Annotated in this window: 26 protein-coding genes; 12 read left to right on the forward strand and 14 right to left on the reverse strand. The window is 49.1% G+C overall.

Annotated elements, in window-relative coordinates; translation table 11 throughout:
- Positions 1 to 2 precede the first annotated feature (2 nt).
- The 13 genes from PXC00_RS08500 to PXC00_RS08560 form a co-directional block, all read right to left on the reverse strand.
- Positions 3 to 851 carry a motility protein A gene (locus tag PXC00_RS08500; RefSeq protein WP_275843929.1) on the reverse strand — a complete coding sequence of 283 codons (849 nt, stop codon included), beginning with the start codon at positions 849 to 851 and terminating at the stop codon, positions 3 to 5.
- Positions 852 to 878: 27 nt separating this feature from the next.
- Positions 879 to 1,079 (reverse strand): flagellar FlbD family protein, encoded by a 201-nt coding sequence (locus PXC00_RS08505; RefSeq protein ID WP_275844064.1) that lies wholly within the window; start codon positions 1,077 to 1,079, stop codon positions 879 to 881.
- A gap of 130 nt (positions 1,080 to 1,209) precedes the next feature.
- Positions 1,210 to 3,216: a flagellar hook-basal body complex protein gene (locus PXC00_RS08510; protein WP_275843928.1), complete on the reverse strand. Its 2,007-nt coding sequence runs from the start codon at positions 3,214 to 3,216 to the stop codon at positions 1,210 to 1,212.
- Positions 3,217 to 3,297: 81 nt separating this feature from the next.
- Positions 3,298 to 3,711 carry a TIGR02530 family flagellar biosynthesis protein gene (locus PXC00_RS08515; protein ID WP_275843927.1) on the reverse strand — a complete coding sequence of 138 codons (414 nt, stop codon included), beginning with the start codon at positions 3,709 to 3,711 and terminating at the stop codon, positions 3,298 to 3,300.
- Between the two features lie 30 nt (positions 3,712 to 3,741).
- Entirely contained in the window at positions 3,742 to 4,545 is an 804-nt protein-coding gene (locus PXC00_RS08520) for a flagellar hook capping FlgD N-terminal domain-containing protein (protein WP_275843926.1), read from the reverse strand.
- A gap of 18 nt (positions 4,546 to 4,563) precedes the next feature.
- A complete protein-coding gene (locus tag PXC00_RS08525) occupies positions 4,564 to 5,832 on the reverse strand; it encodes a flagellar hook-length control protein FliK (protein WP_275843925.1) in 1,269 nt (422 codons plus the stop codon).
- A 26-nt stretch (positions 5,833 to 5,858) separates the two neighbouring features.
- On the reverse strand, positions 5,859 to 6,314 hold the full coding sequence (locus PXC00_RS08530) for a flagellar export protein FliJ (protein ID WP_275843924.1): 456 nt from the start codon (positions 6,312 to 6,314) through the stop codon (positions 5,859 to 5,861).
- A gap of 12 nt (positions 6,315 to 6,326) precedes the next feature.
- The gene (gene fliI / locus PXC00_RS08535; protein WP_316934914.1) at positions 6,327 to 7,604 is read right to left on the reverse strand and encodes a flagellar protein export ATPase FliI; all 1,278 of its coding nucleotides are present in this window, start codon (positions 7,602 to 7,604) and stop codon (positions 6,327 to 6,329) included.
- The gene (locus tag PXC00_RS08540; protein ID WP_316934915.1) at positions 7,591 to 7,971 is read right to left on the reverse strand and encodes a hypothetical protein; all 381 of its coding nucleotides are present in this window, start codon (positions 7,969 to 7,971) and stop codon (positions 7,591 to 7,593) included. The genes fliI and PXC00_RS08540 overlap by 14 nt, the downstream gene beginning before the upstream one ends.
- The gene (gene fliF, locus PXC00_RS08545) at positions 7,971 to 9,782 is read right to left on the reverse strand and encodes a flagellar basal-body MS-ring/collar protein FliF (RefSeq protein ID WP_275843920.1); all 1,812 of its coding nucleotides are present in this window, start codon (positions 9,780 to 9,782) and stop codon (positions 7,971 to 7,973) included. Before fliF ends, PXC00_RS08540 begins: the two co-directional genes overlap by 1 nt.
- Before the next feature lie 66 nt (positions 9,783 to 9,848).
- Entirely contained in the window at positions 9,849 to 10,160 is a 312-nt protein-coding gene (gene fliE / locus PXC00_RS08550) for a flagellar hook-basal body complex protein FliE (RefSeq protein WP_275843919.1), read from the reverse strand.
- Positions 10,161 to 10,396: 236 nt separating this feature from the next.
- Complete coding sequence (locus PXC00_RS08555; RefSeq protein ID WP_275843918.1) at positions 10,397 to 10,810, reverse strand: late competence development ComFB family protein; 414 nt, start codon at positions 10,808 to 10,810, stop codon at positions 10,397 to 10,399.
- Complete coding sequence (locus tag PXC00_RS08560) at positions 10,811 to 11,569, reverse strand: ParA family protein (RefSeq protein WP_275843917.1); 759 nt, start codon at positions 11,567 to 11,569, stop codon at positions 10,811 to 10,813.
- Between the two features lie 693 nt (positions 11,570 to 12,262).
- Between PXC00_RS08560 and PXC00_RS08565 the strand changes: the two genes are divergently transcribed.
- The 8 genes from PXC00_RS08565 to PXC00_RS08600 all read left to right on the forward strand — a co-directional run bounded on the left by PXC00_RS08565 (position 12,263) and on the right by PXC00_RS08600 (position 17,464).
- Positions 12,263 to 12,592 (forward strand): flagellar biosynthesis anti-sigma factor FlgM, encoded by a 330-nt coding sequence (locus PXC00_RS08565; RefSeq protein WP_275843916.1) that lies wholly within the window; start codon positions 12,263 to 12,265, stop codon positions 12,590 to 12,592.
- A complete protein-coding gene (flgN, locus tag PXC00_RS08570) occupies positions 12,589 to 13,068 on the forward strand; it encodes a flagellar export chaperone FlgN (protein ID WP_275843915.1) in 480 nt (159 codons plus the stop codon). The genes PXC00_RS08565 and flgN overlap by 4 nt, the downstream gene beginning before the upstream one ends.
- A 29-nt stretch (positions 13,069 to 13,097) precedes the next feature.
- Entirely contained in the window at positions 13,098 to 14,669 is a 1,572-nt protein-coding gene (flgK, locus tag PXC00_RS08575) for a flagellar hook-associated protein FlgK (protein ID WP_275843914.1), read from the forward strand.
- A gap of 39 nt (positions 14,670 to 14,708) precedes the next feature.
- Positions 14,709 to 15,758, forward strand: coding sequence for a flagellar hook-associated protein FlgL (gene flgL / locus PXC00_RS08580; protein WP_275843913.1), 1,050 nt, complete (start codon positions 14,709 to 14,711; stop codon positions 15,756 to 15,758).
- A gap of 60 nt (positions 15,759 to 15,818) precedes the next feature.
- Positions 15,819 to 16,424, forward strand: a complete 606-nt coding sequence (locus PXC00_RS08585; RefSeq protein ID WP_275843912.1) for a DUF6470 family protein — start codon at positions 15,819 to 15,821, stop codon at positions 16,422 to 16,424.
- Positions 16,425 to 16,492: 68 nt separating this feature from the next.
- Positions 16,493 to 16,693, forward strand: coding sequence for a hypothetical protein (locus PXC00_RS08590; RefSeq protein ID WP_275843911.1), 201 nt, complete (start codon positions 16,493 to 16,495; stop codon positions 16,691 to 16,693).
- Positions 16,694 to 16,787: 94 nt separating this feature from the next.
- On the forward strand, positions 16,788 to 17,228 hold the full coding sequence (gene fliW / locus PXC00_RS08595) for a flagellar assembly protein FliW (RefSeq protein WP_275843910.1): 441 nt from the start codon (positions 16,788 to 16,790) through the stop codon (positions 17,226 to 17,228).
- On the forward strand, positions 17,222 to 17,464 hold the full coding sequence (locus PXC00_RS08600) for a carbon storage regulator (RefSeq protein WP_275843909.1): 243 nt from the start codon (positions 17,222 to 17,224) through the stop codon (positions 17,462 to 17,464). The genes fliW and PXC00_RS08600 overlap by 7 nt, the downstream gene beginning before the upstream one ends.
- On the opposite strand, the gene PXC00_RS08605 is transcribed toward PXC00_RS08600, so the two are convergent.
- Complete coding sequence (locus tag PXC00_RS08605) at positions 17,455 to 18,180, reverse strand: hypothetical protein (protein WP_275843908.1); 726 nt, start codon at positions 18,178 to 18,180, stop codon at positions 17,455 to 17,457. The genes PXC00_RS08600 and PXC00_RS08605 overlap by 10 nt on opposite strands.
- Positions 18,181 to 18,348: 168 nt before the next feature.
- Here PXC00_RS08605 and PXC00_RS08610 point away from each other — a divergent pair, with 168 nt between their 5' ends.
- The 4 genes from PXC00_RS08610 (at position 18,349) to flgB (ending at position 22,135) form a co-directional block, all read left to right on the forward strand.
- Positions 18,349 to 18,819: a hypothetical protein gene (locus PXC00_RS08610; RefSeq protein WP_275843907.1), complete on the forward strand. Its 471-nt coding sequence runs from the start codon at positions 18,349 to 18,351 to the stop codon at positions 18,817 to 18,819.
- A gap of 141 nt (positions 18,820 to 18,960) precedes the next feature.
- A complete protein-coding gene (gene fliD / locus PXC00_RS08615) occupies positions 18,961 to 21,303 on the forward strand; it encodes a flagellar filament capping protein FliD (protein WP_275843906.1) in 2,343 nt (780 codons plus the stop codon).
- Between the two features lie 31 nt (positions 21,304 to 21,334).
- A complete protein-coding gene (fliS, locus tag PXC00_RS08620) occupies positions 21,335 to 21,736 on the forward strand; it encodes a flagellar export chaperone FliS (RefSeq protein ID WP_275843905.1) in 402 nt (133 codons plus the stop codon).
- Positions 21,737 to 21,766: 30 nt separating this feature from the next.
- Positions 21,767 to 22,135, forward strand: coding sequence for a flagellar basal body rod protein FlgB (flgB, locus tag PXC00_RS08625; RefSeq protein ID WP_275843904.1), 369 nt, complete (start codon positions 21,767 to 21,769; stop codon positions 22,133 to 22,135).
- Positions 22,136 to 22,147 lie beyond the last annotated feature (12 nt).

Below are 22,147 nucleotides of genomic sequence, written 5' to 3' on the forward strand. Positions count from 1 at the left end.
TATCACTTTTTCTTCTTTCCCTTTGCTTTCGGAGCTTCTTCCCCTTCTCCGCCTTCGGTGGAGACATAGGTGCCGCGGGACAAAAGCTCTGACAAACGTGACTCAATAAACTTGGGATTTTCGCCCGCCTGAATCCCCTGCACACCTTCATAGATAATCATCTTGCAAAGCATTTCCTCTTCATGCCGAACTCGAAGCTTATTGGAAATCGGAATAAAAATCATGTTGGACAGTAGAGAACCATAAAACGTGGTAATCAAAGCAACAGCCATATTCGGCCCGATAGAATCCGAATCCGAAATATCCTTCATCAAGTTAATCAGACCAATCAAGGTACCAATCATACCAAAGCCCGGTGCGAACGCGGCACCCTTGTCATACAAAGCACGATCCCGGCTGTGGCGGTCCTCTAAATAGTCCAGCTCCGTTTCCATCTGCAGCTTGACTTTTTCCGGATCCACAGAATCCACAACCATCATCAGGCTGCTCTTAAGAAACGGGTCTTCAACATTTTCCATGTCCTCCTCCAAAGCGAGCAAGCCACTGACGCGCGCTTTTTTGGCAAACTCCACAATCTTTGCAATGTACTCGCCCGGATCATATTTATTGGGAGAAATGATAATTTTAAGGTGCTTTCCAATCTTTTTAAACTGACTGATTGGAAAGGCAATCATCAAACAGGCTACGGTGCCGCCGATTACAATCAGCACACTGGGAATGTCCAAAAAGTTCATCAACACAGTTGGTGAATTCATGTACATCTGGTGACTTTCTGGATTCGTACCGGTCATGATGCCAAAGACAATCAGGACAATGCCCATTACCAAGCCTATAATCGAGTTAAGGTCCATTTCCGTTCACTCCTTCTTCCGCGCGCTTCATTTTACATTGGTCAAGCCGCGGAAGACCTCCCGGCGAAAATCAATAATCTTATCAATCACTTCATGCGTACTCTCCTGCACGATATACAGGTTCTTGTTTGTCATGGTAATGGTTGTGTCGGGCATTTCAGAAATTGTCTCAATCAGTTCATCATTGAGCGCAAACTCCATGCCATTTAGCTTGGTGAGCATAATCATAAACTTGTCCTCCATGTATTTGTTGATTTTCATCGTCATGGGCAAACAGAAAAGTCCGTTTCCCCTTTCTGCTTGCCCATGGCGGCAGTGCAAAGGTGCGCTGCCGCCTGCGGCAGAAGCGGCTGCTTGCTCAGCGCTTCAGGTTAATCAGTTCTTCCATCATGGAATCAGAAACGGTGATGATACGGGAGTTTGCCTGGAAGCCTCGCTCCGTGGTAATCATATCCGCAAATTCCGTGGCAAGGTCAACGTTTGACATTTCCAGTTCGCTGGTTTTCAACTCGCCGGAGCTGTCAGAACCCGGTGTCGTCACGTGCGGGTCACCGGAGTTCAGCGATGCCGTGTAGTAGTTGCTGCCTGCCGCCTGCAGACCTGCAGGGTTTGCAAACGTTGCAAGGCAGAGCTGACCAACCTGCACGGTGCCTTTATCGGAATTGTGAACGGTCACCACGCCGTCAGAACCGATGGCGATATCGGAAATTTCATTCAGCGTGACTGTGCCGCCCTCGGTGCCGTCTGCCAACACAAACGGAGCAGAGGACAAACCCAGATTTTTGGACTTTGTGGTGTCGGTGACATTGTAAGCGCGCTGCGTGTCAGGGGTGGTAGGGTCTGTTCCGTCAAAATAGGAAATTCCGGGAGTTCCGGTGGTAGCGTCCACCAACGAAGAAAGGAAGTCGGCTTTTGATGGCAAGCTGACCGTTAAGGAGTTAGAGCCGTTCTTCACTGTAATGGATCCATTTGTGAAATCGTGGTCAAGGTCAATTACAGCATCGCTGGTATACGTTGTTTCGGTTCCATCTTTGTCTTTTGCTTTTATCTCCATTTTTCCATTGCTAACCAGCACTGCGCTTGTAACACTGGAACCATCCGCAAGGCCATTCACTTTAATACCGCCAAGAACTTTACCATCCTTAAATTCTGTTGCAAAATCAGGATCTTTATAATCTGTAACCGCAAGCGACTTCAATTGGGATAAATCGGCTTTACCACTGTTTATAACCGAAGAGTAGTTCGGATAGTCCATGGTAATAGTATCTGTTGTGCTAGTACCGTTAGAAAGAACCAGCTTTCCGGGACTTTGCATTTGGCTCTTGGCCACTTTACCGGTATACGTTTTACTTCCGATTTTGCAGGTCATTGTAAAATATTCTTCGCTAGTACCAGCAGCCGGAGTACGAACAATAGAAAATTTTGCTTGATCCGCAGGATTCCCTTTTTGGAATTTTGCTCCGACACTGTCCAGCTTAAAGCCGCCGAAAATACCGCTTGCTGAAATTCCGGAAATGGTACCGTAATCATAGCCGTCGTTAACTTTGGCAATCTGGTCGCCGGTCAAGCCCCCTGCCGGAAATGCGTCTGCGTTGTCCACGGAAAGCGTCAGGTCACCGGCGTCAATTGCCTTGCCGCCGTTGGCAACCGTGATGGCAGAGTTGATTTTGGTGTTTAAATCATCCAGCGAGGTAAACTTACTGCGGGAATTAAGCGTCACGGTAATGGTTCCGTTTGCAATAGTCGCTTCCACCGCCTGCCCAATCGGCAGAGAATCGCTGGAAGAAATATTCACGGAAAGATTGCCCTCTTTGGTTGCATTGGCTGCCGTCAGGGTGAAGTTGTTCCCGTTGATTTCCTGCGAATATGTAGCATTTTTCGGCTGCACCGCGCCAACCTGATCCAGCTTGATTTTCTGCAGACCGCTTCCGTCCTTTGACGTGCCCTGGTACCCCAATACGAAGTTGCCGTTGATGTCGGTCAGGTAGCCGGTGTTCGCGTCATAGCCCAGCATACCTGCCTTGGTGTAGAAGATGTTGCCGGAACCATCCATCACCTGAAAATAGCCTTCGCCGGAGATGGCAACATCCATGCTGTAGCCGGTGTTCTGCATGGCAGACTGCGTCTGCATGGTCTGCACACCCAGCAGGGTGGAACCGACACCGACAGTGGAGGGGTTGGTGCCGCCCTTATTGGCGGTGCCCTTGGTTGCCGCGGTCAGCGTCTGGTAGTACACATCGCTGAAAACCGCGCGCTGCGATTTATATCCGTATGTATTTACGTTCGCAATATTGTTGCCGATAACGTCCATCTTTTCCTGGTGCGCCTTCATGCCGGCGACACCGGAGTACATTGCTCTGCTCATTGGAAATCATTCCTCCTGTCACGGAACCGCCGCACCCTTCCGTCATTCGGGGCACGGTAAGCTTCCCTCGCGGGGTCCGGCTTAAATCACTACGGTTCCGTCAATATTGGTAAATACGTTTCCTGTCAATTCATTTCCGTCCACCGCGGTAATCACGGTTTTGTTCTGCGCGCTGACCACAAAAGCCTCTTTGTCCATTAGAATCAGCGTATCATCCAGTCCTTTTTGGCGGGCAAGCTCCACGCCGCGGTTCAGCCGTTCCAAACCGTCTGCATTCAGGCAAATGCTGCGCTGCTGCATCCGTGCAGCGGCGTGTTTGGAAAAAGCAACACCGCCGGTGTCTTCGCTTTTTTGAAGCGCCTGGCTGAACACCGACTGGAACGTACCGGATGATACCGCCGAAGTCGACTGGCTTTTTGCGGTTTCTGCGGTCTGCCGAAGTGCGGGACTGCCGGTGACAATCGGCGCATTCCGGTAAAGATTCAATTCACTCAACAGAATCGCCTCCCTGCATTTCTGCCTGCATTATGCTCGTTTGGTGGTGAACGACTGCGACTTGTAAATGTTCTGGTTGCCGTTTTCGTCTGTAACCAAAACATTGACATAGTACGTTGTGTTCGGATCCAAACCGGTCAAATCGACATTCAGCTTGGACTCATCAGTAATACCTTTGAGGGAGCCGCCAGTAACCTTGGTGGCCGCCTTGACCTTATCCTTGGTGTCAAGCGGGCCATCCTTGGAGTAATACACATCGTAGCTGAGATTCTTCTGAATAGAAGTATCAAACGTAGAAAGTGCCCACCTGACATTTGCGCTGGTAGTCTTCACATTCTGGCAAAGCGGCTGCAGGCTGGTGGTAGCCACTTCGCATTCGCCCTTGGAAAGCGCCTGCTGCACACTGTTAATCTGATCCAGTGAATAGGTCTTTCCATTGTCGCCAACGTAAACGACATACTCATTGTTAATGAGGGAAACCTTGCGCACAATGCCGGTGGTTGTATCCGTGGTTCCGCTGGATGTGCTGCTGGAAGCGGTTACTTCTTTGCCGACCAAAGACGCCGCATAGCTGGTCTTTGAGTTTTCCGTCAGTTCCTGAACGGCCTGTGTGGCGGTAAACTGTGACATTTGTGAAATATATTCGGTGTTATCCGTCGGATTCATAAAATCCTGGTTCTTCATCTCCGCAACCATCAGCTGCAGAAAATCGCTAGAATCCAGATTGCTGTTGTTCTTTTTGCTCGTTGTTGTAACCGATGTACTGCCGCTTGTTCCGGTCACGCGGTTGGAAGTGCTGTAGTTTTGCGAGTCATAAGCATTTACCTGCGACATATTTGCGCCCCCTTTACTTTAAATATAGGAATTGAGCAGGCTGTCATCCTGCAGGATTTCTGCTGCGGAAGCATCCGCTTCTGTTTCCTCTGCCGAACCGTTAAAGCCGTAATAAGAATGGTGGCTGCCGGAATGTCGGGAGGACGCATTGAACTGCTGCTGCGCGGTTTGCTGCTGTGCCGCCTGCTGCTGTGTACCGCTGCCGGTTTGCTGCGACTGCGCGGACTCAACAACGACCTGCAGCGGGCGCATGGCTTCTTTGAGTGTTCCCAAGTCGCTGTTAATCAGGCGCGCGGTATCTGCATTGTCTGTCAGCAGATGCAGAGTCGTTGCCTCGCCGGCTTTTTCTGTCAGCTTCACCGTGATTTCCCCAAGGCCTTCCGGCTTCAATTTAATCACAAACTCTTGCTTCCCATTCAGAAGGTTTTCCGCAACGCCCTTCTTGATCTGTGCGGAAAGGTCTGTTGCCTGGGGCAGCGTCTGGTTTGCCGCCTTGAGCGATGCCGCATCCATAAGCGGACGCGCACTCTGCGCATGGGTCTGCAGCGCATCTACATCTACACTGTCTGTACTTGCTGTCCGGCCAGACTTCTGCTGGGAATTATTCATCAGCTTTTTTGCTTCCCGCACATTCTGCACGAACTGGTCAGCACGCAAGAGGGTAGTTCCACTCTGCTCCCCCGCCTGTGTTTCCTTGCCGGACACAATTTCCTGTGCCGTATTGGTGCCCGAATTGGTCTTTGTGCTCTGCTGTGCGGTTTCCGCCTGACTGCTTTCTGCCGTCTGCTGAGCGGACTGCGCAGCCACTTGCTGGGTTAGCACGGTGCCGGCATCCGTCGTTGTCGACGCCGCCGTGGTTTGCTGCTGCAAAGAAGACAGAAGCGTTTGCCGCAGGGAAAGCAGCGCCTGCTGTGCATTTGCCGGAAGCTGCAGTGCCGTAAGCATCTGCTGCGCCTGCGTATCATCCGCCTGTAAAAAAGCGGCCAGCTGCGGGTACTGGGCAAGCATCGCGCCCGCCAGCTGCTGCATCAGGCTGTTAGAGTCCGCTTTCTGCGAACCGCCGGTCTGCTGCACCTCGCCGGTCGAGCCTTTCTCACTGCCTGCCGCAGACAGCAGTTGGGTGTTGCCCTGCTGTAAGGTCTGCGCCATCATTTCAAAGATGGCTGCGAACGCATCCCCGTTCTGTACCGCTGTGCTGACCGATGTTCCCTGCTTTCCGCTTTTTCCGGTGTTTCGGAGCTTCGAAACGGGAACTGCGTCACGCTGTACCTGTGTGGTTGTTTGCATTTTCTCACCTCCTTTCGCTGCAATTTTCAGGCTGTATGCCTGCTTTTACGCACCAACTTGCCGGTTACGAATTCGAGCATTTCCTCTTCGCTGGCGCGCTTCTCTTCATACCGAAATGTTTCTAATTGTTTATCCCGCAGCTTTTCAAGGCTGCTGACATCCTGCGAAGCTTTGACCACAACCGCCTGCTGACGCTGCAATTCGCGTTCCATTGCCTGCTGTTCGATATGCAGCTGCACCAGGCAACGCCGGGCATTGTCAATCTGCATATTGTAAAACCGAAGGCGGTCCACTGTAATCCCCTCCTTCTGCTCCTGCAGCAGCGTGTCGGAAAGTTCCTTGACCGCAGTTTCAAACCGCTCGATTTTACGGTCGATTTCATTCTTTTTCTGCCGAATGCTTCCCAGCAGATCTTTCTCTTTATCCAGAATTTGTGTCTTAAATTCCAGCATCCTCGCTAGCGTAAACTGAAACTTCTTCATCGCAGCCTCCCGTCAGCATACTGCCTTTTTCAGCAGTTCCACCGTATCCGCAAAGTCAAACTTCTCATTGACCGCCTGACACAGAAACCGGTTGATTTTTTTGATGTGCCGAATTGCCTCATCCAAAGTCGGGTTCGTACCGCTTTTGTAGGCACCGATTGAAATCAAATCCTCGTGGTCGCGATAAACCGCCATCATATTGCGCAGCCGTCCGGCGAACTCTTTCTGCTCCGGACTGGCAATTTCACTCATCAGACGGCTGACGCTGTTCAAAACGTCGATTGCCGGGTAGTGGTTCTGCGCTGCAATCTTACGCGACAGCATGATATGCCCGTCAATAATGCTTCGCACGGTATCCGCAACCGGTTCATTGGTATCATCGCCTTCCACGAGCACGGTGTAAATCCCTGTGATGGAGCCTTTTTCAAAATTTCCGGAACGTTCCAGCAGCTTTGGCAGCGCCGTATAAATAGAAGGGGTATATCCACGAGCCACCGGTGCCTCTCCGATGCTAAGACCGATTTCCCGCTGCGCCATGGCAAAACGTGTCAGGGAGTCCATCATCAGCAGAACGTGCTTACCTTGATCTCGGAAATACTCCGCGATAGTCGTTGCCGTCAAAGCGCATTTGTGACGCATCATTGCCGGCTGGTCGGAAGTGGCAACCACCAGAACGGAACGGCGGATGCCTTCTTCCCCTAAGTCACGGTTGATAAATTCCACAACCTCGCGGCCACGTTCTCCGACCAATGCAATCACATTAATATCTGCTTTGACATTGCGGGCGATCATGCCCATCAAGGTGCTTTTTCCGACGCCACTGCCCGCAAAGATGCCCATTCTCTGTCCTTTACCAATGGTCATCAGCGCATCGATGCACTTAACACCCATTTCCATGCTTTCAGAAATTGGCGGACGTTCCATCGGGTTGCACGGAACGCCGTTAATCGGATAATAGGCGTCAATTGAAATCTCCGGGCCGCCGTCTATCGGATTGCCCAACGCATCCACCGAACGACCAACCATCTGCTCACTGACACCAATCATCAGTTTGCGGCCGGTATTGACCACAAGGCTGCCAAATCCAATGCCATCTGTATCCTGATAGGGCATCAGGAAAACTTTATGTCCCGAAATGCCCACAGCCTCCGCCAGAATGTCATGCCCGGTATCATCCACACCAATGCGGCAAACATCTCCGATTTTGCAGACTAAACCAGTTGCTTCGATGGTCAAGCCGGAAATCTGCACGATTTTCCCGTAATGGGTGTAGGGCTCAGACAGACGCAAGACTTTTATAATTCGCCTTGCGGATAAATTCAAATGCGCGTGTCTGCAAAGACTGGGAAACGCGGTTCATGTAGTCCTCCGCCTTTTCCGGACCAAAAGCTTTTTCCAGAATGCTTTTGGCGTAAACAACGCCGCCGTCCGCGACCACTTTTCGCGTCACGCACAAGCCGTAGAAATCCTCCATGATAGACTGCATATTCTCATCTGGAATACGGTCTAGCTTGGCCACTTCATAGCTCAGGGTTTCAATTTCATCTTCGCCCAGATATTTGTAAACCTCTGCAGCCTCATCCGCACCCAGCGAAATAATCACCGCGGCCGCCTTTGCGGCCGGAGTAAGCTGTTTTGACGACTTTGTTGACGCCATTACTGCTCTCCCTCCTTCAGCCACGACCGCAGCAGGTCAGCTGTGATCTGCGGATTCTCTTTGGCAAAGCTGCGAACCTCGTCCGCCGCAACCTGATCTTTTTCATTGACTTTGGAACGCGCACTTTCTTCCAACTGCCGTTTGTATGTTTCCAATTCATTGCGCATCTGGTTGGCATCATCCGCCGCCTTATCCGTCGCCTCGGCAACCATTTCAGCAGCCACTTCTTTGGTTCGGTGCTTGGAACGGAATACAATGACCAGCACAATGATAATAAAGATTGCCGCAACCACTGCCAGCAAGAGTAACAACTGCTGAGTGGTCAGCGGTCCGCTGGAGGTCTGCGCCTCACTACTTGTCTTCGCGCTCGGGTTAATTGCCATCACACTGATATTGTCTGCCGTAATTCCTGTACTTTTGGCAACCGCATTTATCAAGTCTGCTTTGTTGGCGGCCAAGTTGGTGTCATTGACCATGACGGAAATGGAAGCCGCCTTCACATCCGGCTGCCCTTTTTCCACCTGCGTTTTGATATACCCGTAATCGATGTCCTGCTTTTCGGTATACTGTGTGGTACCGCCGCTTGAAGTGGGACTGGTACTGTTTTTATAGGTTGGCACATCGGTGTTGCTTTCTTCGCCGGCAACACCGGAGGCTGCGGCCGCCTGCTCCCCATTTACGGTATATGTATTTTCCTTATGGGTCACGGCGTCCTTTCCATCATTGGCGCGCGTCAAATCTTTCTTTTCCTGCATCATTTTATCAAAATCCAAGGTGACCTTGGCAGAGGCTGCCACGCCGGTACTGCCATACCGGGACTGCAGCAGCTTTTTAACATTCTGCTCCAGCCGCTTCTGATAAAGCTGCTCGCACTCCAGTGCCGTTACGTTGGTCAGCGAAGAGCTTGCGGAAGAGCTGCTGTCGCTGCCTGTAAGTTCCTGACCGGTTTTGGCATCAATCACTGCTACATCATCCGCAGAAAGATTGGAAAGGCTGTGCGAAACCAAGTTCTTAATTGCTGACACCTGCGCTTCGTTAAGCGTGTGGTTCGCCGCCATCGTTATCAGGACGCTTGCCGAAGCTTTATCGGAGCTGTTTGCCTGCTGCCAAACATAATCGCTGTCGTCTGTCGGTGTCAGCGTCACAATGGCATTGCTAACCCCCGAAATGCTCTTTAGCGTTGCCTGAATCCGGTCCTGCAGCTGATGCAGATTATTGGTCTTTTTATCGGACTCGGTTGTGGTTAAGCCGCTGTTCTGCGCGGAAATGTCATAAGTCAATGTGCTTTTGGGATAGCCCTCCGCCGCCAGTTCCAGCAGCAGGCTGTTGTACTGGTCGCTCGGCACCATGACATTGCCGTTCTCGATTTTCGGGTTAACTCCCTTGTCCTTCACTGCCGTATACACGTCATTGACTTCAGAAGTGTCCAAACTCGGATACAGCACCACGTACTGGTCTTTCTGTGCGTTCAGCGCGACGGTGGCAATAATCGCCACTGCTAAAATCGCCCCAATCACCGCGAGAATCAAAATTTTCCGCTTCTTGGGCTGCTCGTCCCAGGTTCCTTTGAGTTGAACCACAGCTCCCTTCAGATTTTCGGCGCCTGTGCTGCTTTTCTCCCCGGAATCCTTTTTATTGCCAAATAAGCCCCTGCCTTTTTTAGCGGCTTTTTCTTTCTTCTTTTTTTCCTTCTTGACATCGGTTTCGCCGCCAGACTTGCTGCCGGCCGCAGCGGCTTTTTCCGGCTCCTGCCCGTTCTTTTTCTGAGCCGGAATTTCCTGCGTATCCGTATTCTTATCGTTCGCGCTCATCGGCATTGTTCTTCCTTTCGTGGCCTTACTGGCTTCAGGTCTTTAACAGGTCCTGTGCCGACTGCCTTACACCTGCATCTGCATAACTTCTTTATAAGCGCTCACCGCGCGCGTGCAGAGTTCCGTTGTAAACTGCACCGCGGCGGTTTCCTTACTGGCATTCACCATAATCTGCGCCAGATTGTCTGTGTTGCCGGTTGCCAAATTGTATGAATCCTCCGCAGAGGCTTGCTGTGTCTGCTGCAGGTTATTTACAGCATCTTTCAGAACATCCGCAAAAGGCACATTTCCCACGGAAGAAGAACTATCGGTCGCCGTGCCTGTTTTCTCCGTACCAAAATTCATGGACTGAATCGGAGCAATCGTATCAAATGTCATCAAAGAACACGTCCCTTCACAAAAATTCATCCAATATTCGCATTACATGAGCGGCTTCCAGTTATATTATAAAGGATAATCTTTTTTTCGTCGACTAATTATACCACAATCGGACTGGATTTGCACAAAATTTACGAATAATTTGCTGACTTTTATCATTTTTATAACTTTTATATGCTCGGCCATGCGGGATTGTGTCCGATTTATGCATATTTTTACAAATTGGGTTTCATCCGTTAGTGCCTTGGGTGCGACCTAACTGTTATAACGGCGTGTACCAAGGACGCCAACACATCCTTAAGCGGCACCTGCTCTACAAGCTCCTGAACATTTTCCGGAGCGCACACCACATATTTCGGCGTCAGCTCATTTAAAGTCAAAGCCACAATATCGCTTCTGCACCGGTCGCACCGGCAGCAGTTGAATTTTTCAATAGTCGCATCCAGATGCTGTATGACGACCTCTTCCATTAAATTCACCACATGAATGCCGCCCATGGGAGCGCTGCCTTGCGCCGTCTGCCCGAAAATCCGGGAACGCAGATCCCCGGCAGCGACCGGCTTTTCTTCCTGCACCGCGTTTTCCTCGCTCCTGCTGGAGGGCATAATTTTCTGAAACATCAAGTCCTTATCCAGAGAACTCTGCGACATTTAAAGACCTCCTCTCAGCAACTCTTCCGTCAGCTGCATATAGTCCATTACAGCATGGTTTTGGGGTGCAATTTTCATCATATCTTTTTGCATGGCCTGTGCTTTGGCAATCATCACGCTGGAGCGGATATGCGTTTTCAGAAGTGGAATCTGCAGACTCTTGCTGACCATCTCTGCTGTGGCCAGCACGGTTCGGCTCAACTCCTCCCGTGCGCTGTACCGCACCAGCAGCATCCCCCCGAATTTCAGAGTGGGATTCAACGTACGCTTAATGTGCTGCAGCGTGTCATACAGGCGTGTAATGCCCTGCAAGCTGTAAACATCCGTCAGGACCGGCACCAACACTACATCTGCAGCTGTAAACGCGTTGACAGTCAGGACACCAAGTTCCGGCGGAGAATCAATTAAAATGTAATCATACATCGGTGAAACCTGCTTGATGCAGTCTTTGAGCAGAAACTCACGGCCATTTCCCGTGAATTCCACCTCCACACTGCTGAGCAGCAGGTTAGACGGAATGATGTCAATCATTTCGGTATGCCGGATGGCAAACCTGCATTTTACTTTTCGCTTCACCACATCGTAAATGGTGGGCGGCTCTGTATCGGCATCCATGCTGAAGCTCAGATTTCCCTGCGGATCAAAATCAATGCACAGCACCCGATAACCCTTATGCTTAAGTCCCATTGCCAAAGCGTTTGTGGAGGTGGTTTTTCCCACGCCGCCCTTTTGATTTGCGAAGCAAATAACCTTGGCCATTGCTACACCTCTTCATCAGAATTGCATCGAAGCACTCCGATGCCCAGCCGTCTATCCTGCAGTCATATGTCCACATCAGAAATAGATAAGTTAATAATCGTTAGTTTGATAATGCTATATATCACTAAATAATAGAATGAATAGACACAACTTTTAGTATCAATTATAGAGCCTCCGGCAGGATAAATCAAGTATATCTGTTATAAAAAGTGGAATTTAAGGCGAAAGTGTCGTACATCTTTGAACCGTCATCAATATTATTCCAAATTTGTATTAGATTTTTATACATGTTTGGAAAGTCATCCGTATAATTTGATGTAATTTTTTTATTTCCTAGTGATATATCTATTTTTCATTTCTGCAGCGTGCAATACTTCTTGAAAAGTATTTTGATTCTATTTATTACATATGTTTATTTAAAATTAAAAATTATGGATATTCAGCCCTTGCGTCTGAATATTCTCACCTTGCAGGCAGGTTTGGCTAATACTTTCCCACTCCCTGTTCCTTTGCATTCTGTGCGAAACGGAAATCCAGTGGGCTGACAGCACAGAGAATTTGTAAAGTTTTTTGCGTTACAAACGTTGAGTTTTCCTGATTCGCCGCGATAATAAAAGTAGCATGAGCAATAAGGAGCAAAGCGGCCGCTGCCACCGACGCGCCGCATTTCATTTGATTAAAAGGAGTTGCTGAATGATGATTGGTCCTGCTTCACTGGAAAGCTTGTACCACACAGCGTATAGCAAAAGTCAATATATCGCCAAAACGTCCCGTTCGACAGCAGTTTCTGCTTCCGCCGGCACGGCTGTAGCTGACCGCATCTGCATCAGTCGGGAAGGCTCTCTGCAGCAGACTGCTGCAAAAGCCTGCGCGGCAGCCGGTGAAATTCCGAGCGCTTCTCCGCAGCGTCTGAGCGCTCTGCGGGAACAGATCAGAACCGGCGCTTACCACGTTTCTTCCGCCGATATTGCCGCTAGTATGTTGAGCCGCAGCTTTTCCAAAGAGGAGGTTGCAGAAGCATGAATCCTACATTTGACGAATTTCTCGCGGCAACCGAAGCCTGCACCAAGCAGATTCGTGCCATGCTCCCCATGGAACAGGAAAAGCGGCAGGCGCTGATTTCTGACGATGTGCCCCGCATGGAAAAAATGATGTGTGAGCAGCAAGCCGCCATCATGGAACTGGAAAACCTAGATAAAGAGCGTGCTCGCCTGCAAGGCGCATCCGGCTTTGCAGGAATGACCGCTACGGAAATTCTGGAGCAGGTTTCCGGTGAGCAGCGTGAAAAATTTTCTGCCTGCTTGTCTGCGCTGCGTCAATCTGCTGACCAACTGAGATTATATAATCAGAAAGCAACTGAATTGGCAAAGGCCAGCCTGCAATTCTGGGAAGGCATCGGCGCCGGTCGTGACCGTGCGGCTTCCCGAACCACATACGGTACCTACAAACAGCAGGCTTCCGGTTGGAACGAAGGCTCATCCCTGAAAATTCAAATTTAATTTTTTCCGTCAAGAAGGAGGAATTCGACTTGCGCCCAACATTTTTAGGATTTGAAACGGCAAGGTCGGCACTGAACCTGAACCAGAAGCAGCTGGACATTGTTGGTCAGAACCTTGCAAACATCAATACAGCCGGTTACACACGGCAGCGAGTAAACAGCGCTGCCGTTGCTCCCTCGACTTACAGCACCCGTGTGGCGTCTGCCACAACAGACCTGGCCGGACAGGGTGTGGAAATGACCGGCGTTTCCCAAACACGCGATGCGTTTTTGGACAAGCGTTTCCGCGATGAATATGCAGACTCCAGTTATTATATTCAAACTTCCAGTATGCTTTCCGACATTCAGTCTGCCCTCGGCGATGCCAGTGACATTACGGAAGGCGGCAACGTGATTGCCTCAGCCATTCAGCAGATGTATACAGCTTTAAACAATTACGCCGACCAGCCAACCTCCACCCCGATTGCCAATCTGGTGCTCAGTTCCTTTACTAACATGACACAGGTGCTGCAGAAAGTAAACAGCGACCTGGACAATGTAGCAAACCAGCAGAGCTACGACCTGCAGGTTTCAGTTGACAAAGTGAACACCACCCTGCAGAAAATTGCGCAGCTGAACGAGCAGATTAGCGGTGACGCCGCAACGGCGCTGCATACTTCCGGCAGCAGCAATGACCAGCCGAACGAGCTGCTCGACCAGCGCAATCTGCTGCTGGATGACCTTGCAAGTTACGGTAATATCTCTGTAACGACTGAAAGCGACGGCGCAATCACTGTGGAAATGGGTGGACATCCGGTTGTCAGCGGCACAGATTACGACAAAGTGCAAATGAACACAGACTCTCAAAGCGGTGCGGTAACGCTCAGCTGGCGCTCTTCCGGCGATCTGACACAGTTCTCTTCCGGTGCACTGAAAGCATACACCGATGTACTGAACGGTCGCGGTGCCAATGTGCAAAATCCCGGTGAAACCTCGGTGCAGGGCATTCTTTACTACAAAGACCGGCTAAACACAATGGCGCAGACTTTCGCTAATGTAGTCAACAATATCGTGCCGGAAATGGAAGGCACATCGGGACAAATGACGCAAAAAATCGATGCCAACGGCAATAAAGTTTACAAAACCCTGATTGCTGCAAAGCAGGCAGACGGCACAACCGACGCAAACTCCATCATAACAGCGGCAAATATTTCTGTCAGCGACGAGTGGACCAGTGGTGAAGCTGACTATCTGTTCAGCGATCCCGGCAGTCTGAACAACGCCTCCTATGCCGAGCAGCTGAGCACCGCATTAACGGGCAGTGACACCACATTCAATTCTTATGGGGAAACTTTTAACGGCACTTTTGAAGAGTATCTGATTGATTATACCGGCAAAGTTGGCACAGATACCTCTTATTACAATAACTTGCAGACTGTTTCCTCTTCGGTTTCCAATGAACTGTTGGATCGCCGTGACAGCGTTTCCGCCGTGCAGATGGACGAGGAAACGACCAATATGATGACCTATCAAAAGTCCTACAATGCTGCAGCGCGGCTGATGACCGTCTTGGACGATATGCTGGACAAGCTGATTAACGGCACCGGCGAGGTTGGCCGTTAATCGGTCGCTTTACTTCTCTTACAGAAAGGATTGTTTTTCATGCGTGTAACGAACCGTTCCACAACCCGCAATTATTTAAAATACATCAATAACGCACTGAACAAGCAGCAGGAAACGATGGATCAGATCGACTCCGGCTACCGCGTAAAAAGCATTTCAGACGATGTTGCCTCCGGCGTGCAAAATATGAACACCAAGGCGCAACTCTATAAAACCAACGTTTACAAATCAAATGTTGACAGCATCAACGACAGTCTGAGCACAGTTGAAAGCACCATGACCGAAATGCATGACCTGTTTACGCAGCTTGACACCAACCTGACTAAAGCCTCCACAGAAAGCACCTCTACAACCTCACGTAAAGTTTACGGTCAGCAGTTTGAAAGTGTCAAAACGGAACTGCTGCAGCTGCTGAATACGCAGAACAACGGCAAGTATCTGTACGGCGGCAGCAACAACTCCAGCGCGCCGTTTACCACCGACACAGACGGGAATCTGGTTTACAACGGGATTCCCGTGGCGGATATTCAGCAGCGCTCTGACGGCAGCTATTATTATCTGGATCAAAACAACAACAATCAGCCGACTGATGTTCCTATGAATGATAAAGTTTATATGGACATCGGGCTTGGCATCCGTATGACCGGTTCCAGCGTTGACCCGCAGACCGCTTTTGACGTTTCCTACTCCGGTCCCGACATTCTGGGCTTTGGCACCACATCCAGCGGCCAGCAAAACAATCTGTTTAACGTCATTAATCAGATTACGAAGGTGCTTAATAACGCAAGCGACAGTACGACGACTTCCGATACGGCGCAGCTGACGGATCTCGGCAAGCAGCTGAAAACCATGAGTGACAGTTTTCTGACGCAAATTACGGATATCGGCGCAAAGTCTAAATTTTTAACCACCATTTCGGATCGTTTGGAAGACACCGCAGATACACTGGACAAAAAAATGAGCAGCTTGGTCGGAACAGACAGCTCTCAGGCCGCAATTGATCAGGCGACCAACACCGCCGTTGTAAACGCGCTTTACCGGATGGGCAGTTCTGTTATTCCCACCTCTTTGATGGACTTTTTGAAGTAATTTGATGCTGTGTTGTTTTGAAATTTTCTGAAAATTTCAAAGAAAGGAAAAGGCCTTGTTATGCAGCTATTATCCATTCATACCATTCCGCTTCGCTATGAAATCCACTGTGAGCCTGCCCGTCTTGAAATGAAAGACGCTTCGGCGCAGCCGGTTGCATCTGCAAAAACACAAAGTCCAAAACTGACACAGCATCTTGCACAGTCCCAAATTCAGATGGACGGCTATGAAATGCGAAAGGCCTTTGGACTTTTGAATAATACGGATTTTGCCAAAAGCCGTGCGGATGACGGCGTGCAGAATATTCAGGACGTTACGCAAAACAATGTGGATGTCGGCAAGCAACTTTCCCATATTGAAAAGGGCGTTACCATCAGTGACATTGTGAAACAAAAGGCGCTTCAGCAGCCTACATATGTAACTGTTTTTCTGCCAAACGGCGGCACCAAAATTTCCTGGACACCTGCACAGGCAGAGAACCAATACGATGCCGGCTCCACGTCGTATGACTGGGAAACCAACCGACCGGAATATACCTATATTCCCGGTTCGTTTTCCATGAAAATCACGCAGTGGCCGCGCGTGGAGATTGAATATCTGGGTGGATTCAGCTATGTTCCCCCTTCGGCGAATCCAGACTACGAGGAAGAAATAACAGCGGAATAAAGAAAATGAACTGCACCCTTTTAGTTAGACAGTATGATATACTGAAATAACTAAAGGGGTGTTTTTATATGCCAAAAGGAATACCAAACAAACGCTATACGCCGGAATTCAAGGTTATGGTAGTGGAAACGATGCGTAAGGAGAAGTTAAGCTACTGTGAAGCCGCGCGGCTTTTTGCGTTCAAAAACAATTTTCTTTCAAGTGCATCTCAAAAATTATCGGCACAAAAAAGCCCGGATTTATTTGCAAGTTTCACAAATCCAGTTTGAATTTCCGCTGAAAATGCAGTATACTGTAGATTAGAAACGAAATTTGAAATTTCGTGGAACAGAAAATTCGCGCAATCAGGAGTGTTTGAATTTTATGGAAGCTTTGACGAGAGATTTTGGTGTTGTGAACTATCAGCAAAAAGATGTGATTGAGTTCTTGGAGCCGATTTTTGGATTCAACGAGTACCGAAAGTTTATTCTGCTTTATGATGAAAAAATCGGGCCCCAATTTGCGTGGCTGCAGTCATTAGAAGCGCCGGAACTGTGCTTTATTCTGACTGACCCCAACATTGTGGACCCGACTTATAAAGGGAAAATTCCGGAGAGTGCGTGTGAACATACCGGCGAAAGTGTCTGTGAATGCTGGAATGTGACAGTGATTCCGGAGAATTTTTCAGATGCTACGGTCAATTTAAAAAGTCCAATTCTCATCGGACAAACCAGTCACAAGGCTGCGCAAGTGCTTCTGGATGCAGATTATCCGGTGCGCTGCCCCATTAAAAAGCAAGCAAAGGAGGGGACTGGTAAATGCTGATTTTATCCCGCAGGCAAAACGAATCCCTGTTAATTGAAAGTTCTGACGGCGTCATTGAACTGGTTGTCACAGAAATCACTCCCGGGCAGGTACGGTTGGGTATTCAAGCGCCTCAGACCTGCAAAATTTTAAGAAAAGAACTGGCGCAGACCATGCAGCATAACCGTATGGCCGCCGCAAAACCGCCCCGTACCGACCTGCGCAGCGCCATCAGCAACTTAAAAAATCAGGAATGAGAGGCAGGCTCTTCCGTTTCTTTTCCATGTGCTTCTTCCTTGGGAAAAAAGCTGTTTTCCTGCTGGTTCATGTTGCGAACAAACTGATCCAGCGCCAAACGACGATCCGGCTCCATTTCCTCAAAGGAGCAGCGATACATACAGCCTTTGCCAAAAGCAAATGCCTGGCTGATAAACAGCGGGAGGTCCCGAATCTCTTCCGGCAGCTGAAACGTTGCCCGGAAACGGTCGCCAATCTCAAAAATTTGATTGGAAGTAAACTCAAGCTGCCGGCCAGAGAGGGCACTGACCGTAATGGCGTAAACGCTTTCCGGCTCCTGCACCGGTTCCTGCTTCTTTTTCCTCCGAAAGGAAAAGCGCTTTTTCGGCGGCTGCGGCTCTCGCCGACGCTGTACCAACGTTAAGACTGCCGGAATCTTCGTTTCAGAAAAATAGACATATTCAGAACCCGGCAGCAATCGGTCAGTGATTGACACCAGCCGAATCAGATTTTTATCAGAAATAAAGACTTCGCCTGTAAAAAGATGAATTTCTTTTCCTTCAAAAATTCTGGCAACCTGCAGGTTTGTACCCATGCGATACATCGGCACAAAGTCGCTGGAGAAGTCAATTGACCGGCTTTCCGCAAAAACGGTCGCTTCTCCCTCTGCCAAAACTTTTTCGCTCATATCCTTGAGCACCGCCGGAAATCCTCTTCTGCCTTTTGTTTCGTGCATTTGCTTTAAGTCCTCCTCTTGCATTTCCGCATGCCGCAGCAGGCTTCTTTGCTATCTCTATTATAATACAATTTGTACCATTTGAACAGTACCGGGCAGAAGTTTTCCCTCTGGGAGCGGCTGCTCTGCAATGTGCGAACAACTTTTCCAAACAGAAAGGGGTATTTTATGTCCACCAATCAAATGATTCTTCTTTTGCAGAAAAAGACCGAGCTGTTTACCGCATTTCTGCAGATCACCGAAGAAATGTGCAGCGGTTCTCCCGAACTGCTTGCGTCCAACATGGAAAAGCGTCTAGCACTGCAAAAGCAAATTGAGGCTGTTGACCGAACGCTTTCGCCGCTGCTGCAGAAAGACCCGCAGGCTGGCGCGGCTGCCGCTATGCAGTGCAACTACGGCGGTCTGGATGCCGAATACGCGGCGGTTTATGATGCCGCATTTCAGCTGCATGGGATTCTTACCATCATTCAGTCTTTGGAGCCACACGTCAAACTGCGCTTGCAGCAGGAGCGCGACCGGCTGCTGGAAAAAATCGAGCAAACGCAGAAATCCCCCGCCGCCGCCGCCAGCCGCTACTACCAGTCGGCTCATATGCAGCCGCTGTTTTCGCCGCACGGCTCCTCGTTTGGAAAAGCATAAATTCGCACGGAAAAAGCACTTTTTCTTTTCCGTTTGTCGTTTCAATCTTTCCTCCTGCCTGCGATAATAAAGAATGAGGGTTCCTTTTGGAGCGCACTTTGTATACTTCATATGACTTTTCAGTAAAGGAGATTGATTGCGATGAGCGATATTACCACATCCAGTACATACAGCGTCGGCACGAAAAGCTACAGCAATAACGGACTTTCCAGTCTGGTTTCCGGCATGGACACGGACTCGATGGTGAAAAAGCTGCTTTCTGGCACGCAGACCAAAATTGATAAGCAGGGACAGGCCAAGCAGGTGCTGGAATGGAAGCAGAATATGTACCGCGACATCATCACTTCCATCAATAAATTTCAGAGCACCTATTTTGACACATCGTTTGACTCCACCTTAAAAACCAATCTGGCAAGTTCTGATTTCTTTAACACCATGGCTTCCACCAGCAGTTCGGGCGCTGTGAAAATCACCGGTGCTTCTTCTGATGCGCTGACCGGCGACATGAGCGTGCAAGTCACGCAACTTGCCAAAGCTGCATCAATCACGAACAGCGGCTTGACGAGCAGTTCCGATGTTACAAGCACCATTGCGTTAACAGACAGCGATCTACTTAAAAACTTTGAAGCGCGTACAGTTAACATTAAAGTTGGCGATGATACTACAGGGACTACAATTGATTTGGCTGGGATTGCCAACACTACCGACTTGGTAAACAAACTAAACGACAGCCTAAGTGCTAAAAATGTTACAGCAAAGCTGACAAACACCGGTACACTCTCTTTTACTTCTGCTAATAATGAAAAAATTGATATTAGCGGAACCGACTACGGTCTCTCGACACTCGGTCTTTCCAGTGAAACAACATCAAAGGATGTTACAGAGACCTCCTCTACCACGAGTAACGGAACAACGACTACAAGTTCGACAACAACGCAGGTTTTAACCGCTGCTACTTCCCCGAACACTGCGGCAAAAATGAGCTTCAGCATCACCATGAACGGCGTCACCAAACAGATTGATGTGGACCCAACCACGGATGGGAACGGTACGCAAACAATCACTGCCGACGCAGTTAAAAAAGCTTTGGCACAGAGCATTGCAAAAGCCTATGGCGGTACAGTGGATACCGACTATAACGTTACCGGCGGTTATTTGAATTTAACAATGAATGCAGACAGCACATTCACGTTAACGGCTTCTGACCTTGCCTCCTCGACTACAAATGGGAACAAGATGGCATCGCAGTTTACTATCACCGGGGCCTCTTCCAGTAAGCTGGGAATCACCCCCGGCACAAGCAACCGGCTCAGCACCGATGCTACGTTAGACGCCATCACCAATCATAAAGATGGTACCACAACTTCAACAGGCTACACTTCAACAAACACCTATGCTTTCACAATCAATGGGCATGACTTCAGTTTTAAGGGCGATGTTTCACTCTATACCGTCATGAACGCCGTCAACAACAGCAACTGCGGCGCAACCATGAGTTACTCTTCCCTCTCCGACACCTTCAAGCTGGAGTCAAATTCCACCGGCTCCGGATACTCGCTTACTACCAACGAAGATTCCAGCCAAAATAGCGGAAAAAATGATTTGCTTGCAACCCTGTTAGGTGGAAATTCTGTTGTTCAAGGTCAAGACGCTAAGGCCACGGTGGTTTCCAATGGTGTCAGCACCGACATTGTCCGTAGCAGCAACAGTATCACCGTTGACGGTGTCAGCATGGAACTGACAAAAGTTTCCGATACAGCCGCCACCATTTCTACTTCACGCGATACGGACAGTATTGTAAAAACAGTCAAGCAGTTTGTGGAGGATTACAATACTCTGATTACGGCGCTGCGCGACAAAACCGACGAAGATGCCACCTACAAAGACTACGCCCCGCTGACCGACGAGCAAAAAGAAGACATGAAGGACAGCGAAATCACCGCGTGGACAGAGAAAGCAAAAACCGGTCTGCTGCGCAATGATGAAAGCATTACGAGTTTTCTGAACAGTATGCGTTCCGCGCTGTACACAAAGCCGGCGAACTCCAACTTTGCGCTGTACGACATCGGCATTGAAACGGAGTCTTACAGTTCCGGAGACAGTTCTATCGGCACGCTGACCTTTGATGAAACCGCCTTCCGCAAAGCACTGGCAGATGACCCACAGTCTGTGACCAACTTGTTTACCGACAGCCAGTCCGGCATTGCATATCAACTAAGCAAAATTTGCGACAGCACCGCTAAAGTCAGCCTGACCAGCCCTGGTTCACTGGTACAGATTGCCGGTGTTTCCATCAAGTCCTGGTCGGCAAAAAATAATGATATTTACAATCAAATCAAAGATATAGACGATAAAATCACCGATTTGAAAGAAAAATATGACGACGAAAAGACACGGTACTGGGACGAGTTCAACAACATGGAAACGGCACTTTCCACTTACAGCAGCCAATCCAGCTGGCTGACTTCCCAATTCAGTTCTTGATGACAGAAAACGTTAAAAAGAGGTGACTGCTTTGCCAATCAATCCTTATGAGGCGTATCAGCAGAAAAGTGTCATGACCATGACGCCGGGCGAAATGCTTTCTAAGCTTTACGACAAGGTGATTAAAGAGCTTTCCGCTGCCAAACTCAACATTGAAAAACAGGACGTGCACCTTTACGGTGCCATAGACACCTCCCTGCAAAAAGCGCAGACGGTGTTAAATTACTTAAAAACAACGCTGGACTTTCGATATGACGTTGCAAAAAATCTGGATTTGATGTATGATTATTTCATACGTCAAATCATGCAGGCGTACGTTCACAAAGACGTTGCGCCGCTGGAAGAAATTATTCCAATGATTGCAGGTTTGCAGGAAACTTACGAAAAAGCAGACAAGCTTTCCCGCAATGTAACCAACAGCAGAGAAGCTTAACGCTTCTGTCTGCGAAAGTGAGGGATTTCATTGCTTTTTGACACAAAAACGTTCCATGCACTGGAAGGCGGGCTGAATGCTTCCTGGCTGCAGCAGCAGGTTGTTTCGCAGAACCTTTCCAACTTGGAAACGCCCAATTACAAAACCAAAAGCGTTCAGTTTCAAGACCTGCTGAACAAAAATATGCAGGGCTCATCCGCAACGTCCGGTGACTATGCATTTCAGACTAGCGTCAACACCGAAGACAACACCAACAACCGTCTGGATGAAAACAACGTGGACAGCGACGAGCAAAGCATGGAGCTGTATAAAAGTTATGTGCAGTACTCCTACCTGACCAGTAAGATGAATTCACAATTCAGCAACTTCAAATATGTGGTTACCAACGCATTTAAGTAAGGAGGTGCTAAG

Origin of the sequence: Caproicibacterium argilliputei (assembly GCF_029211325.2) — a bacterium.
Lineage (GTDB): Bacteria > Bacillota > Clostridia > Oscillospirales > Acutalibacteraceae > Caproicibacterium > Caproicibacterium argilliputei.